Source organism: Enterococcus sp. DIV1283b (assembly GCF_051710965.1).
Lineage (GTDB): Bacteria > Bacillota > Bacilli > Lactobacillales > Enterococcaceae > Enterococcus_B > Enterococcus_B lactis.
In genome coordinates this window covers 1,769,825-1,784,730 of sequence record NZ_JBIOLR010000001.1, presented here as the reverse complement: position 1 = coordinate 1,784,730, position 14,906 = coordinate 1,769,825, and the positions used below count along the sequence as shown (strand labels likewise).

Genomic DNA, 14,906 nt, shown 5'->3' with positions numbered 1-14,906 from the left:
TCAAGTTAGTTGGGAAAATGTAAAGAAATGTTTATACTTAAAGAATAACAGAAAGGAAGGTCGCATGAATAATTTTATACAAACATTAAGTGAAAGAAAAGGTGAGTTGCTGGAAGCTGCATTTCAACATCTGTCTATTTCTCTCATTTCTTTGCTGATTGCAGCACTGATTGCTATTCCTCTAGCGATTTGGGCAGCTAATCATAAAAAAATGGCAGAAGTCTTATTGCAGATCACGGGTGTGCTTCAAACGATTCCTTCACTTGCCTTATTAGGGTTACTTATCCCATTTGTAGGGATCGGAACTATTCCAGCATTGATTGCACTTGTTATTTACGCTTTGCTTCCGATTTTCCAGAACACGTATATTGGTCTAGCTGAGATTGACCCGTCTATTGAAGAAGCGGCGGTAGCATTTGGTATGTCCAGAATGAGACGCTTGCTGAAAGTAGAACTTCCCATCGCATTGCCTGTTATTATATCAGGTATCCGAACTGCCTTAGTTTTGATCATCGGTACGGCTACTTTGGCGGCATTGATCGGAGCAGGTGGATTAGGAACATTTATTTTATTAGGTATCGACCGCAACACACCAGTTTTGACATTGATTGGTGCAATCAGTTCTGCCTTGCTTGCCATTATATTCAGCGGATTGATTCGCTGGTTGCAGCATAAGAAACCTCGATATTCTATCATTACTTTAGCAGCCGTGATGTGTTTAGTTGGGGGCGTTTCTTTATATCAGTCTGCCTTGTTTAAAAATGAAACCATCACGATTGCTGGAAAATTAGGAGCGGAACCTGAAATCCTGATCCAAATGTACAAAGAATTGATTGAAGACAACACAAAAACAGAAGTTGAATTAAAACCGAATTTTGGCAAGACTAGTTTTTTGTTCAATGCCTTGGATCAAGGGCAAATCGATATCTATCCTGAATTCACAGGGACTGTCCTAGAAAGCTTGGTGAAGGTACCTGAAGCAATGAAAAGTGCTGATTTGACAAAAGAAAAAACATATGACGAAGCAGAAGAATTATTGAACAAACAATTCGATATGACATTATTGAAACCAATGGCTTATCAAAATACGTATGCCTTGGCGGTCAAGAAATCTTTTGCAGACGAGCATCAACTTAAAAAGATTTCCGATTTAGCAGCAGTTTCTAATCAGATCAAAGCGGGATTCACACTGGAATTTATTGATCGTTCCGATGGATATAAAGGAATTCAAAAAGCATATGGATTGAATTTTTCAAGTGTACAAAGCATGGAACCAAGTTTGCGTTACCAAGCAATCAATAATGGAGATGTCAATATTGTGGATGCTTATTCCACAGATAGCCAACTCAAGGAGTATGATCTAGTCACTCTAGAAGATGATCAAGGGCTATTCCCAGCTTATCAAGGCGCGCCACTGATGAAAACAGATTTCGCCAAGGACCATCCTGAAATCGTTGAAGCGCTGAATAAATTAAGCGGAAAAATAACAGAAAATCAAATGATCGATATGAACTATCAAGTCAATGTCGAAAAGAAAAAACCGGCAGAAGTAGCACGAACCTTCCTGGAAAACGAAGGATTATTAAAGGAGGGAGATCAGTGACTAAATTAATCGAATTCAAACATGTGCAAAAAAAGTACGATGGAAAATATGTCATTGATGACCTAACTCTTGCAATCAACGAAGGAGAAATCTTTGTTTTGGTTGGGCCTTCTGGTAGTGGAAAAACAACTACTTTGAAAATGATCAATGGATTATCTAAACCATCAGCAGGAGACATCTACTTCAAAGGAAAATCGTTAAATGAATATAATCTGCAGAAAATGCGGTGGGATATGGGGTATGTGCTGCAGCAAATCGCTTTGTTCCCGACCATGACAGTCAAGCAAAACATTGAAGTCATCCCCGAAATGTTAGGTTGGGAAAAGCAGAAAAGAGCAGACCGTGTAGATGAACTTCTTCAAAAAGTTGGCTTATCTCCTGATATTTATCGAGATCGTATGCCTAGAGAGTTGTCTGGAGGAGAACAGCAACGAATCGGAATCATCCGAGCTATTGCTGCAAGCCCAGATGTGATTTTGATGGACGAGCCATTTAGCGCATTAGATCCTATTTCAAGAAATTCATTACAAGAATTAGTTTTATCTTTACATGAAGAACTGGGAACGACCATCGTTTTCGTTACGCATAATATGGAAGAAGCAATCAAGCTAGGAGATCGTATTGCGTTTATGAAAGATGGAGAAATTATCCAATGCGACACACCAGAACAGTTATTGATGAATCCTAAAAATGAATATGTACGGCATTTCTTTGATGAACCGAAACAGACGAAAGAATGGCGAGTCGAAGATTTAGTCGTCAATGGATATTTTTTAAAAGAAGTACCAAAAAACAGTCATCAACAAGTTTGCCTTGATACGCCTCTGAAAGAAGTGTATTCACTTCTTTCAGTGTACCCAAACATTGTGATAGTAGAAAAAGGAAAAAATATTGGTTCACTGACAAGTAAAGAAGTCTTTACTTTTTTAAGTAGAGAGGAGGAAGAAAATGAAAACATATGAGGCAATCGTCATCGGTTCAGGTGTGAGCGGCTTAAGTGCTGCTTATGGATTGAAAGAAGCAGGTAAAACAGTACTAGTGGTCGAAGAAGATCTATGGGGCGGGACTTGTCCTAACCGTGGATGTGATCCTAAAAAAGTCTTGTTGAGTGCAGTAGAAGCCCGTAATCGGATAAAACAATTGAATGGAAAAGGATTTAACGAGATCCCAACCGCTAATTGGGAAGAACTCCAAAAATTCAAACGCACATTCACAGATCCAGTTCCAGAAAATCGGAAAAAACAATTGGCAGAAGCTGGAATCGATCATCTTTCAGGGACCGCTCGTTTCTTAGACGACTCATCTATTGAAGTCAATGAAGAAGTTTTTCATGGAGATTACTTTGTTCTGGCAACAGGACAAAGACCCACGATCTTACCAGTGGAAGTAAAGGAATACTTGAAGACTAGTGCAGATTTTTTATCATTGCCTGTACTGCCTAAAGAAATTATTTTTATCGGCGGCGGATATATTGCTTTTGAACTGGCTACGATTGCCAATGCTGTAGGGAGTAAAGTAACCATTGTCCATCATAATCAACGACCATTAAAAGAATTTGAGGCGTCTTTGGTAGAGGAAGCCGTCCATCAAATGGAAGCATCTGGCATTCAGTTTGCTTTTGATGTTGAAACCCAAAAGATCATCTCGGAAGGAACTCGATATCGTTTAGTCGGAAAAGAGACGGAATTAGTAGCAGATATGATTTTTTGTGCGACTGGGAGACAGCCGAATACAGAATCTTTAGCACTTGAACAAGCGAATGTCGTCTTTGATAAACACGGGATTGAGGTCAATGATTATTTGCAAACGAGCAATCCAAAAATTTTTGCGTGTGGAGATATTGTTTCAAGGAAAACACCCAAATTGACACCAGTAGCCACTTTTGAAGGAAATTATGTAGCTAAGCGGATAACGGATGCAACAAGCGACCCTATCAAATATCCGATTATACCCACGATCGTCTACGCTAGTCCTAAACTTGCTGAAGTAGGAGTTACAAAAAGTCACGTCTCTTCGTCAGATCAAGTGGTGGAGATGGATCTTACTAGTTGGTTCACCTATCATCGTGTCAATGAACCAGTTGCTAAGGCTGAATTGACCTTTGACCAGCAAAATTATTTGATTGGTGCTGCAGTGATTAGCGAGCAAGCAGACGAATTGATCGATGATTTGACACTAGTCATCAATCAAAAATTGACTAAAAAAGAGTTGGATAGCTATATCATGGGGTATCCGACATTGGCAAGTGATCTCTCCTATTTATTGAAATAATCAGCATGATAACTAAAGCGCTTGTTGCTTTTTCCTTCTTGTGCTACACTTTAAAAAATGAATACCTGTTTCTGGGGATGTCGTAGACGACATGAGAGTAAGTTGTGAACTTAGACCCATTGAACCTGTCAGTTAATACTGGTGAAGGGAGAAACATAGCAGACGCTTGAAGCGGGTTACTATGTCGTGCCCATTTCAAGCGTTTTTTGTTATCCATATTAGAAGAAAGGAGGCGTCTAAATGAAGAAAAATCTTTATCCAGCAGTCAGTATGGCATTCATTTTAATTATTTGGCAGATCGTTGTCTTAGTTTGGAAAATACCCGCTTTTATTTTACCCGGACCTGCTGCTGTATTTTCTGCGTTAGCAGCAGATGCACACGTATTGCTTTCCCATTCTGTCACAACATTAAATGAAGCAGTGATTGGTTTGGCAATAGCTAGCGTTCTTTCTTTTATTACTGCTTTGGCAATGGATTATTGGAAGTTCTTAGAAATGTCTTTTTATCCATTATTAGTGATTTCTCAAATGTTGCCAATCATGGTGTTAGGGCCATTACTTACCCTATGGTTTGGTTTCGGTATGCTTCCAAAAGTGATCCTTGTTGTCTTGATAAGCTATTTTCCGATCGTAGTTTCTTTTTCGGATACATTGAGGAAAGTATCAAAAGAGCAAATCATCTTTTTGAAAACGATGGGGGCAGATACAGGGAAGATTTATCGAATATATAAAATACCAGCGGGTTTATCCGGCTTCTTTTCCGGTTTAAAAGTGGCTGCTACTTATTGTGTCAGCGGAGCAGTCGTTGGAGAATGGCTAAGCGCTCAAGCAGGCTTAGGGTATTACATGATACGCGTAAAAAACAGCTACCAGATCGATAAAGTTTTTGCTGCGATCATTTGTGTCATTCTATTGAGTTTATTGCTGAATGGCGCTTGTTCATTATTGAAAAAAGGGTATTATCGTATGCTTTATATTTTTTAAGAGAAGGGGATCAAATGAAAAAAATATGGCTTTTATTACCGCTACTGTTGCTTTTATCCGCTTGTGGCACTGCAAAGGAAACAAGTAGCAAACAAGAAACGAAGGATTTGAAAAAAGTGACACTTGTTTTGGATTATGTACCGAATACTAATCATACTGGCATCTACCTAGCAAAAGAAAAAGGCTATTATAAAGAGGCTGGTTTAAATGTCCAAATCATCGAACCAGGAGATAATTCGACAAGTATTGGTCTAGTAGGTGCGGACAAAGCACAATTTGGTGTAAGTTATCAAGAAGATGTCACTTATGCTCACGCAGATGGACAGAATATACCAGTCAAAGCAATTGCTACAGTGATCAAACATAATACTTCTGGATTCGCCACCCTATCAGACAGTAACATCCATTCACCAAAAGATTTTGAAGGAAAAACATATGCAGGTTGGCAAAGTCCAAGTGAAGAAGCTGTCTTAAAAGCTGTGATGGAAAAAGACGGCGGTGACTTTTCAAAACTGACAATGGTAGGAAGCAATGGAGAAGGGCCAGAAAGCTTAGGAAAATCCTCAGATATCCAATGGTACTTTGAAGGTTGGGATATGATCAAAGCAAAAGAAGCCGGTATTGAACTAAACTATATCCCATTGAAAGAATTAGATGAACGGTTAGATTACTATACTCCGGTAATTATTACGAATGATCAACTGATCAAAAATGATCCAGGATTGGTACAGTCTTTTATGGATGCTACGAAAAAAGGCTATCAGGAAGCTATTAAGGATCCAAATGACAGTGCTAAACTGTTGCAAAAATATGCAAAAGAAAATGATTGGACATTTTTAGAAGAATCACAAGCATTCTTGTCAAAAAATTATACGGATGATCCTGAGAATTGGGGATTGATGGAAGAAAAAGTTTGGCGCAATTATACAGCTTTTATGCAGGAAAACGGATTGATCAAGCAAGATGTACCTTTGCAAGAACTATTCACTAATCAGTTTATAAAATAGGAGTGATAGATATGTCAATCCAAATCAGCCACTTGAATGTAGTCATTGAAAACCTGAAAATATTAGAAGACATCCATTTCACTATCCCTAAAGATACCTTTACATCGATTGTCGCGCCAAGCGGAGCCGGTAAGTCAACATTGCTGAAAACTTTAACAGGAGTCCAGCCTATGACTTCTGGAACGATCAAAGTAGACGATCAAAAAGTAACTGGTCTCCATACAGCATTTAGTTATATGCCGCAAGAAGATATGTTACTTCCTTGGCTGAGCGTCTATCAAAACGTTACGTTATATCAAAAAATCAATCATCTAGCAATCAATGAAGAACAAGTAAGGGATTATTTGGATATCTTTGGGTTAAACGGCTATGAACATTTTTTGCCGGAACAATTATCTGGCGGGATGAAGCAGCGAACGGCCTTGTTACGAACAATCATGAATCCTTCTTCTTACTTGCTTCTTGATGAACCATTTGGAGCGTTAGATGCTATGACTAGAGGGCAGATGCAAGACTGGATGCTGAAACTGCCTAAAAAAGCAAAGCGGACTACTTTGCTCGTGACACATGATATTGAAGAAGCAATTTATTTATCAGACAGGATTCTTGTGCTTTCCGCCCGTCCGGCACATGTGATTGCTGAGATTCAAGTGCCTGAAAAACGACGGTCACGTGAATGGCTACTGCAGCAATCAAAGTTGAAGCAAACGATTTATCAGTTATTGGCAGGTGAATTAGATGTTAAGTGATGCTCATTGCCATTTAGATGGGAGTCAGAGTTTAGCGCTCCTTCAGCAGGAACACACGATTTTGACGATCATTAATTGTGATTCGCCAGAAGAATGGGAGGAAAACAGACGGCTTGCAACAAGCAAGAATCAAGTCTTAAGTTACGGTATCCATCCTTGGAAAGCGGATAGCTATACGTTTGCACAAGTTGAGCTTTTTTTGAAAAAAGCAAGGATCATCGGTGAAATAGGGTTAGACAATATCTGGACGAATGTGCCGCTGCCTACACAAAAAAGGGTGTTTGAGCAACAGCTTGCTTTTGCAGCCATAAATAAGAAACCTGTTGTACTGCATACAAAAGGATGCGAAAAAGAGATCTTAAGCTATATCCAAGCTTACCCTAATCACTATTTGATTCATTGGTATTCTTCTTTGGACTATCAACAAGACTATATTGATTTAGGCTGTTATTTCAGCATTGGTCTTGATTTGAAAAAGAACCCAGCAGTCTGGCAACTAGCTAAAACAGTCCCAATCGACCACCTACTTATTGAAACGGATGGACTACATGCAGCAGAGTGGGCATTAGGGGATCGTTTTTCAGAAAAAGATTATGTCTCACTGCTTGAAGAACAGTTAAAGACAATCGCTGAAATCAAAGAGCTATCAGTTGAAGAAGTTAAGAAAAATACTTATCAAAACTTGGAACGTTTCATTAGATTAGGTAAATAAAAAAGAGGTGTGACACAACTAGTGTCGCACCTCTTTTTGGCTTTCTTTGTATAAAAGTAAACCGTTCGATTAATAAATGAATCTTAGTACCAACCGTTTGCTTCCCAGAATGCTTTCGCAGCTTCCCAAGAACCATAACGTGAAGTAACATATTGTTCTGCCACTTTTTCTTGGTTCGCAGCAGAGTAGTCACCATTTAAGTAAGAAGAATCTAGTTGGTAACGTCCGATGTAGCGTCCGTTCGTTGCTGTGTAAGAACCGCTTGATTCTTTTTGTGCGATCCATTCTTTTGCAGAACTTGTGCTTGCTGGAGCCGCAGCTGTTTCTGTTGCAGCAGGAGCAGGTTGTGTTTCAGCAACAGGTGCTGCTTGTGTTTCCGTTTGAACCGTTTCTTGTACAACAGGTTGTTCAGCTTGAACAGGTTCAGCTTGGACTGGTGCTTCTAGAACGGCTGCTTGAGGTTCAGCAGCTGCTTGTGCAGAGCCTTCTGTTGGAATCGTTAATTGTTGTCCTGAGTAGATCAGGTTAATGTCAGAAATTGAATTTGATTCTGCAATGGCATTGACCAAGGAGTTGTCACCAACGTATTTTTGAGAAATCGTTGATAGAGTATCACCTGATTGAACGGTATAAGCTTCGTCCGCATGAGCAGTCGTTCCCATGAAGAATGCAGCACCGGCAGCCAAAGTTGTTCCAAAAAGTAAAGTTTTAAGTGATGTCATGAAAAATCTCCTTTATTCGTTAAAAAGTTTTATTTGTTGTGTTCAACGAGGAATACTTTAACACGTGAAAATATTTCATAGGTAAAAGAAGCATGACAATTTATGACAAATCCACGTTTTTTGTAATAAACACAGTAATTTATGAAATGAAAAGGATTACGTTTAAGAAAAACTAGTTTTTTTCATTTATTTTTACCATACATCTATATTTAAGAAAGTGTTAAGGTATATTTTTCTCTATGAAAAGTTTTTTCAGATACATAAAAAAGGAAGATTAAATGAGAATTTAATAGCGTTTCTATTAAAATTACAATTGTAATTTAAAAGTGCTTGACATTGCATGTGAAATCACTTACTTTTAGTGTGTAAAAATATTAAATGAAGGAGCTACATAATGAAAAAGAAAATTATTGCTGGTGGGATCGTGGTTGCATTTCTATGTCTAATTGGCTATACAGGCACGCGTTACGCAAATGAAATTATTTTGTGGGGTGGAGAGACAGATATCGATATAATCAATGAGAATCTGACACAGCTTGACCATACGTTGACAGATAAAGAGCAAACGATTACAGATCTTACCGCTCAACTAGCACAAAAAGAACAGACATTGCAAGATTCAAAGACAGATGTCCAAGAATACCAAACAAAAGTAAATGAATTAGAAAACCAAAAAAATCAATCGGCAGCAGAAAAACAAAACTTAGAAAGTCAATTAGTCAGCAAGGATGCACAACTACAAAGCAAACAAAATGAAATCAATGCGAAACTAGACGAAATCAACCAAAAAAATGATGAAATCAATCGTTTGAATGCAGATTGGACTGCAAGACTACAAGAAGCACAAGCAAAACTTTCAGAATTACAAAATACTGTAAATGGTTTGAACCAACAAATCGCAACACTGACACAAGAAAAAGCAAATTTAGAAACTCAGTTAGCAGATACGCAAAAAAAATTAGACGAAGCAACTGCTGAAAACACAAGTTTGAAACAATATATTCAAAAGTTAGAAAAAGCAAAAGGCGAAGTGGAAGATACAGCTGATAAATCTCAACAAATCGTTGAAGAACATTTGAGTAAATAATCTTTTACGATAAGTAACCCTTGATCAGCAATGCGGCGACAGCAATTTATGCTGTTGCCGCTTTTTTGTTAATAAGTGGTCCTTCATCGTTGTAAGAAAAGTTATATGTTCTTTAAGAAAAATAGTTGGATAAAAAATCGCAAGATAAAGAGTGTTTCCTCTTTACAAAAGGGAATGTATGTTCGTATAATAGTAATGAGGTGAAGGCAATGGAGAAAAAATATGGAACAGTAGATAAGATCCGTACGTTGCAGATCAGCGCCAGACCACTGATTCGTTTTAGCTTAAATGAGGTCAATTGTTTAATTGCTTCCCATAGTTTGAACTTCCTAGCTGAAGTAGACGAAGGGATGAAACTAGTTGTTACAGGATATTACAATAATAGAAAACAATTCGTTGTGAGATCTTATCATGTGTTAGGAAAACCAAAAATTGTGGTAGAATATGAGAAAAGTCTATACCCAAGAAAAAAGGTTCAATAAGATGAAAGAATGAACGAGAAAAAGAAAAGCGGCTGAGACAAAAATGTCCTAGCCGCTTGTTTTGAAAGAAAAATGCAGACGATGGGATTTGAACCCACACGAGCGTACGCTCACAAGACCCTCAATCTTGCATGTCTGCCGTTCCATCACGTCTGCATAAATAATAACACAATAATGATAGCGAGGTTTTACATAGTTGTCAAGCTCAAAAAGTGGGAGGTCTTATGAAGATGGAGAAATATGACGGAGAATTTTCAGGACTGGGGATGATCCTAGGCATATTGATTGGCCTTGCATTTGGTCGTTTTCTATTTGGGTTGATGCTGGGAATTATTTGTGGGATTGCAATGGATTGGGCAGCAAATCTATGGAATGACTATCATGACCAGTAAGTTCTCAGCGCTTCTCAGCGTTTTTCTGATACTTATGTTTTTCCTAAATAAGTGGCAAATTTTTCTAGGATGGAGTATGATATTGAAATAGTAAATAACAAAAAATTTGGAAAGTTCTAACTTTTTGAAATGAGGGATTGGCTAAGTGATGAGAGAATTTGAAAAATCCAACAAATTAGAAGGTGTTAGTTACGACGTTCGCGGTCCGGTTCTAGAAGAAGCAGAGCGGATGCAAGAAGAGGGCATCAGTATTTTAAAATTGAATACAGGAAATCCCGCACCTTTTGGATTCGAGGCACCAAACGAAGTCATTCGTGATTTGATCATGAATGCTCGTGATTCGGAAGGCTACTCAGACTCCAAGGGAATTTTTTCTGCTAGAAAAGCAATTGAGCAATATTGCCAACTGAAACATTTTCCGAATGTGACGATCAATGATATCTATACCGGAAACGGAGTCAGCGAACTGATCACGATGTGTATGCAAGGGTTGCTAGACAATGGAGATGAAGTACTGGTTCCAATGCCGGACTATCCGTTGTGGACTGCCTCGATTTCTTTAGCTGGAGGTACACCTGTTCATTATATTTGCGATGAAGAGGCAGAATGGTATCCTGATATTGATGATATCAAATCAAAAATAACGAGTCGGACAAAAGCGATCGTCATCATCAATCCTAATAATCCTACTGGGGCACTTTATCCAAAAGAATTATTAGAAGAAATCGTTGAAGTAGCCCGACAAAACAACCTGATTATTTATTCTGATGAAATCTATGACCGCTTAGTGATGGATGGCCTAGAACATATTCCGATTGCTACATTAGCGCCTGATTTGTTCGTTGTTACGCTGAACGGTCTATCCAAGTCTCATCGTGTGGCAGGCTTTCGAGTCGGCTGGATGGTCCTAAGCGGAGATAAATCACACGTCAAAGGCTATATAGAAGGGCTGAATATGTTGTCTTCCATGCGTTTGTGTTCCAACGTCTTGTCTCAGCAAATCATCCAAACGGCGCTAGGCGGTTATCAAAGTGTTGATGAGCTGCTCCTGCCAGGCGGAAGGATCTATGAGCAAAGAGAATATATCTATAATGCAATCAATGATATTCCTGGTCTTTCAGCTGTAAAACCAAAAGCTGCTTTTTATATATTCCCTAAAATCGATACAAAACGATTCAATATTTTGGATGATGAAAAATTCGTCTTGGATTTTTTACATGAACATCATATTCTGCTCGTACACGGTGGCGGATTCAATTGGAACCAGCCAGATCATTTTCGGATCGTCTATCTTCCTAAAATGGATGATTTGAAACAAACGGCTAAGAAAATGAGAGAATTTTTAGCGACATATCGACAAAAGTGACTTTAAAAAAAGCAAATTTTCCAGCAAGAGAGCCACAGACAAATATACTGAGGCTCTCTTTCTAATGGGGATCTCTTAAATAACTAAAGTCATATTATTTAGTTGCAAGTCTTTTCTTGAAGTTTGCGACTTCCTAAAGTAAAATACGGATAGAATGCGAATACGCATATTTTGGGGAGGATACTTATGGAAACGTTAATCGAGTCCTTTGGCACGATCATTAAAGAGATTCGAAAAGAACAAAAAATGACGCAAAAGATGCTTTCGCAAGATATTTGTTCACAAAGTGTACTAAGCCGGATCGAAAATAATGAGGAACTGCCGAATGTATTGGTGATGATGCAGATTTGTCAACGGCTAGGAGTAACGATTGATCATGTGATGAATCTCTCTCGAAAAACTACTCGGACAAACGATAAATTATTTGAACTGTTGGATAGTTGTTTCCAAAAACGTGATTATCGCAAGTTAGAACAAGTACTAAAATCTTCTGATATTTCTGAGAATCTGTATCAAGCAGCTGACTTTCAACGATATTATTATTATCTCGGTGTTTGTGAATTCACGTTGCGTCAAAATATTTCTCAGTCTCTTTATTATTTAAAAGAAGCATTAAGCTACTCTAGCCAAAAAGAAAGAATCCATGTCTCTGACACAGAAATACAACTGATTAGTTGTATCGGAAAAATATATGGTGTGGCAGGAAAAACTGCTGAAGCCCGCTACTATTTGAGTCGAAGCATCCAACTGCTGCATCAATCAGCTGATGAACGATCAAAAAGTGAATTTTCGCAAATTTTTTATAATTATGGAAATTTCTTATTCCATCAAAATGAAATTGACGAAGCACTAGAGCAGGTGAACCAAGGAATCTATTGGGCTCAAGAGAAAAATAGTTACTATTATCTCAATGATTTATTTGTGCTTAAGAGCTTGATATATAAGCGTAAAGAAGAACCAGAAAGAGCAGCGTTTTATGAAGGATTGGCACAAGCTGTGAAACAAATTTCAAAAAATCTATAAATGGTGTAGACCATTCTTGACTTCTTCTCTAAATAAGAGTACTTTAGAGGTAGAAAAACAAAGGGAGAGAATAGAATGAGAACTTTTATCTATGCTGACAAATTCTTTTTAGCGTCAGGCGTCAAAAATGCAGGCTATCTTGAAATTACCGATGGACTTTTTGGTGAATACACCAAAGAACTACCTGAGGGAGAAGTCAACATCATTGACCAAAGCGGCAAATGGATTGCTCCTGGTTTGGTAGATACACATATTCACGGCTATATGAATCATGATGTAATGGACAACGATGCAGAAGGTATCAAAGTGATGTCTGAAGGTCTATTATCTTGTGGAGTGACTTCATTTTTACCAACAACATTGACGTCAAGCAAAGAACGTTTAAAAGATGTAGCTGAGACAATCGGCAAAATGTATCAGGAAGCACCAGGAGCTAAAATCAAAGGAATCTATTTTGAAGGTCCTTTCTTCACAGAAGAACACAAAGGGGCACAAAACCCAAGTTATTTCGGTGATCCTGATTTGGATACTTTCCATGAATGGCAAGAAGCTTCAGGCGGTTTGATCAAAAAAATTGCTTTAGCACCGGAACGTCAAGGCGTAGAAGAGTTTGTCAAACAAGTGACTGAAGAAGGAGTAGTTGTTTCTCTAGGGCACAGTAACGCTACGCTAGAAGAAGCGCAAAAAGCTGTTGAAGCAGGTGCCAGCGTGTTTGTCCATGCTTTCAATGGGATGCGCGGATTGAATCATCGCGAACCAGGTATGGTGGGTGCGTTATTATCTTTAGAACATGTCTTTTCTGAATTGATTTGTGACGGACATCATGTACATCCAAATGCGGCAGGAATCCTAATGGAAAAAGCAGGACATGAGCATGTCGCTTTAATTACAGACTGTATGATGGCCGGTGGGATGCCTGATGGAAATTACAATTTAGGTGAATTTCCGGTAGTAGTAAAAGAAGGAACGGCACGTTTGGAATCTGGCAACTTAGCTGGAAGTATCTTGAAATTGAAAGAAGCAATTAAGAATGTCGTGGATTGGGGACTAGCAACACCAGAACAAGCAGTCATGATGGCTAGTCTGATTCCAGCAATCAGCTGTAAAATCGATGACACATGTGGAAAAATCGCTCAAGGACGCGACGCAGACTTTATCGTATTGAACCCTGATATGACATTGGAAGCAACTTATCTAGATGGAGTGGAACGTTTCCACGCATAATATAATCCAAGATAACCTTAAAACGAAACTTCTCAAGTTTGGTTTTAAGGTTTTTTTGTGTTCTAACGAATATTACTTTACATAAGTTTCAAAAGTTTCTTTAATTCCTTATTGTTCAATAGTTAACAATATAAAGATAAAATAAAAAATGTTAATACGTATTAGCTAAATAAAAGTATTTTTTATTGTGAATAAATGAACATTAATAGGAGGGAAAAGATGAATTTATTTGATATTTTCCGATCGACTTTGACAGATATGTCGATTGTTAGTGCAATCACTTCAACAGTTTTTATTATATTATTAGGGTTTATTTGTAGAAAAAAGGAAATTTTTTCTGAATCTGTTGGAAAAATCCTATCGAAAGTTGTCTTAACAGTTGCTCTGCCAGCACTTGCATTTCGAGCTTTCATGCAAGATATCAATACAGAACTATTGATGCAAGGAATCAATGTCTTGATTTGGGGGTTAGTTATTTATATTATTCTTATTCTAGTTTCAAGACCTTTTTTCTTAAGTTATAAAGGGGATAAGCAATCAACGTTGCGTGTCCTGACAATCTTTGGTTCTACGACCTTTTTCGGGACACCGATCGTCAGTGCGATTTATGGACCGGTCGGCGTGATGTATTCCTCGATTTTCAACATTGGTTATCGGATCTTTTTGTATTCTTATGGATACATAAAAATGAGTGGCTTGAAGATGGAAGCCAAAAATATCAAAGCGATGTTCGTTAATCCAATCATCATCGCTACTTTTGCCGGCCTTTTCATTTGGCTGTTCCAAGGATATCTTCCACAAGTGTCAGTTACAGGTGCAGAAGGAGAGATAAGCCAAGTAGCGTTTTTGCGAATTGACCAGACAGCACCTTGGCTATTTCAGCTAATGGATTATTTAGCTGGTTTAAGTTCGCCATTGGCATGGCTAGCAATCGGCGCAACATTAGGTGAAGTAAGTTTCAAAAAAGCTGCTTCTGAAAAAACATCATGGTATTACAGTTTAGTCAAAGTGGTATTTGTGCCTGCGTTGAATATCGTGATTTTAGCAGTTTTGACGGCAACAAATATTCTACCGGTCAATTTTGAAGCACTGGCAACGATTGTTATCATGATGGCTACACCAGCCGCAACTGTGGCAGCAGCCTATGCTATCAGTTTTGATAGGGAGGCACTTTTAGCCTCTAATGCATCCTTACTGTCAACTATTTTTGCTGTAGTACTGACACCTGTATGGATCGTTGTATTGCAAATGATTCACAGCATAGGTTTGTTTTGATAGGAAATG

At 38.2% G+C, this 14,906-nt stretch carries 15 protein-coding genes, 1 tRNA gene and 1 riboswitch; of the genes, 14 read left to right on the top strand and 2 right to left on the bottom strand.

Annotated features, from left to right (window positions below; genetic code table 11):
* Nucleotides 1–64 precede the first annotated feature (64 nt).
* The 7 genes from IGJ53_RS08760 to IGJ53_RS08730 all read left to right on the top strand — a co-directional run bounded on the left by IGJ53_RS08760 (nt 65) and on the right by IGJ53_RS08730 (nt 7,326).
* Nucleotides 65–1,603 (top strand): ABC transporter permease/substrate-binding protein, encoded by a 1,539-nt coding sequence (locus tag IGJ53_RS08760; RefSeq protein ID WP_010732758.1) that lies wholly within the window; start codon nt 65–67, stop codon nt 1,601–1,603.
* Nucleotides 1,600–2,565: an ABC transporter ATP-binding protein gene (locus IGJ53_RS08755; RefSeq protein ID WP_259741752.1), complete on the top strand. Its 966-nt coding sequence runs from the start codon at nt 1,600–1,602 to the stop codon at nt 2,563–2,565. Before IGJ53_RS08760 ends, IGJ53_RS08755 begins: the two co-directional genes overlap by 4 nt.
* Nucleotides 2,552–3,874 carry a dihydrolipoyl dehydrogenase family protein gene (locus tag IGJ53_RS08750; RefSeq protein ID WP_438750069.1) on the top strand — a complete coding sequence of 441 codons (1,323 nt, stop codon included), beginning with the start codon at nt 2,552–2,554 and terminating at the stop codon, nt 3,872–3,874. Before IGJ53_RS08755 ends, IGJ53_RS08750 begins: the two co-directional genes overlap by 14 nt.
* 62 nt (nt 3,875–3,936) lie before the next feature.
* Nucleotides 3,937–4,041, top strand: a riboswitch (TPP riboswitch).
* A gap of 73 nt (nt 4,042–4,114) precedes the next feature.
* Nucleotides 4,115–4,858 (top strand): ABC transporter permease, encoded by a 744-nt coding sequence (locus tag IGJ53_RS08745; RefSeq protein ID WP_010732755.1) that lies wholly within the window; start codon nt 4,115–4,117, stop codon nt 4,856–4,858.
* Nucleotides 4,859–4,872: 14 nt separating this feature from the next.
* On the top strand, nt 4,873–5,865 hold the full coding sequence (locus IGJ53_RS08740; RefSeq protein ID WP_010732754.1) for an ABC transporter substrate-binding protein: 993 nt from the start codon (nt 4,873–4,875) through the stop codon (nt 5,863–5,865).
* Nucleotides 5,866–5,876: 11 nt separating this feature from the next.
* Nucleotides 5,877–6,614: an ABC transporter ATP-binding protein gene (locus IGJ53_RS08735; protein WP_010732753.1), complete on the top strand. Its 738-nt coding sequence runs from the start codon at nt 5,877–5,879 to the stop codon at nt 6,612–6,614.
* Nucleotides 6,604–7,326: a TatD family hydrolase gene (locus IGJ53_RS08730; protein ID WP_010732752.1), complete on the top strand. Its 723-nt coding sequence runs from the start codon at nt 6,604–6,606 to the stop codon at nt 7,324–7,326. The genes IGJ53_RS08735 and IGJ53_RS08730 overlap by 11 nt, the downstream gene beginning before the upstream one ends.
* An 83-nt stretch (nt 7,327–7,409) precedes the next feature.
* On the opposite strand, the gene IGJ53_RS08725 is transcribed toward IGJ53_RS08730, so the two are convergent.
* On the bottom strand, nt 7,410–8,048 hold the full coding sequence (locus IGJ53_RS08725) for a LysM peptidoglycan-binding domain-containing protein (protein WP_010732751.1): 639 nt from the start codon (nt 8,046–8,048) through the stop codon (nt 7,410–7,412).
* A 394-nt stretch (nt 8,049–8,442) separates the two neighbouring features.
* Between IGJ53_RS08725 and IGJ53_RS08720 the strand changes: the two genes are divergently transcribed.
* Both IGJ53_RS08720 and IGJ53_RS08715 read left to right on the top strand, forming a co-directional pair.
* Entirely contained in the window at nt 8,443–9,135 is a 693-nt protein-coding gene (locus IGJ53_RS08720) for a DNA-directed RNA polymerase subunit omega (protein ID WP_438750065.1), read from the top strand.
* Between the two features lie 209 nt (nt 9,136–9,344).
* Complete coding sequence (locus IGJ53_RS08715; protein WP_002374356.1) at nt 9,345–9,617, top strand: hypothetical protein; 273 nt, start codon at nt 9,345–9,347, stop codon at nt 9,615–9,617.
* Nucleotides 9,618–9,690: 73 nt separating this feature from the next.
* Here IGJ53_RS08715 and IGJ53_RS08710 read toward each other — a convergent pair.
* Nucleotides 9,691–9,773 (bottom strand) — tRNA-Leu (locus tag IGJ53_RS08710).
* 74 nt (nt 9,774–9,847) lie between these two features.
* On the opposite strand from IGJ53_RS08710, the gene IGJ53_RS08705 reads away from it, so the two are divergent.
* The 5 genes from IGJ53_RS08705 (at nt 9,848) to IGJ53_RS08685 (ending at nt 14,897) form a co-directional block, all read left to right on the top strand.
* The gene (locus IGJ53_RS08705; protein WP_002335007.1) at nt 9,848–10,009 is read left to right on the top strand and encodes a hypothetical protein; all 162 of its coding nucleotides are present in this window, start codon (nt 9,848–9,850) and stop codon (nt 10,007–10,009) included.
* A gap of 148 nt (nt 10,010–10,157) precedes the next feature.
* Nucleotides 10,158–11,375, top strand: coding sequence for a pyridoxal phosphate-dependent aminotransferase (locus tag IGJ53_RS08700; RefSeq protein ID WP_042956915.1), 1,218 nt, complete (start codon nt 10,158–10,160; stop codon nt 11,373–11,375).
* Nucleotides 11,376–11,561: 186 nt separating this feature from the next.
* Entirely contained in the window at nt 11,562–12,398 is an 837-nt protein-coding gene (locus IGJ53_RS08695) for a helix-turn-helix domain-containing protein (RefSeq protein ID WP_010732748.1), read from the top strand.
* Between the two features lie 75 nt (nt 12,399–12,473).
* Complete coding sequence (nagA, locus tag IGJ53_RS08690) at nt 12,474–13,622, top strand: N-acetylglucosamine-6-phosphate deacetylase (RefSeq protein WP_002292705.1); 1,149 nt, start codon at nt 12,474–12,476, stop codon at nt 13,620–13,622.
* Nucleotides 13,623–13,841: 219 nt separating this feature from the next.
* A complete protein-coding gene (locus IGJ53_RS08685; protein ID WP_438750062.1) occupies nt 13,842–14,897 on the top strand; it encodes an AEC family transporter in 1,056 nt (351 codons plus the stop codon).
* Nucleotides 14,898–14,906: the final 9 nt, after the last annotated feature.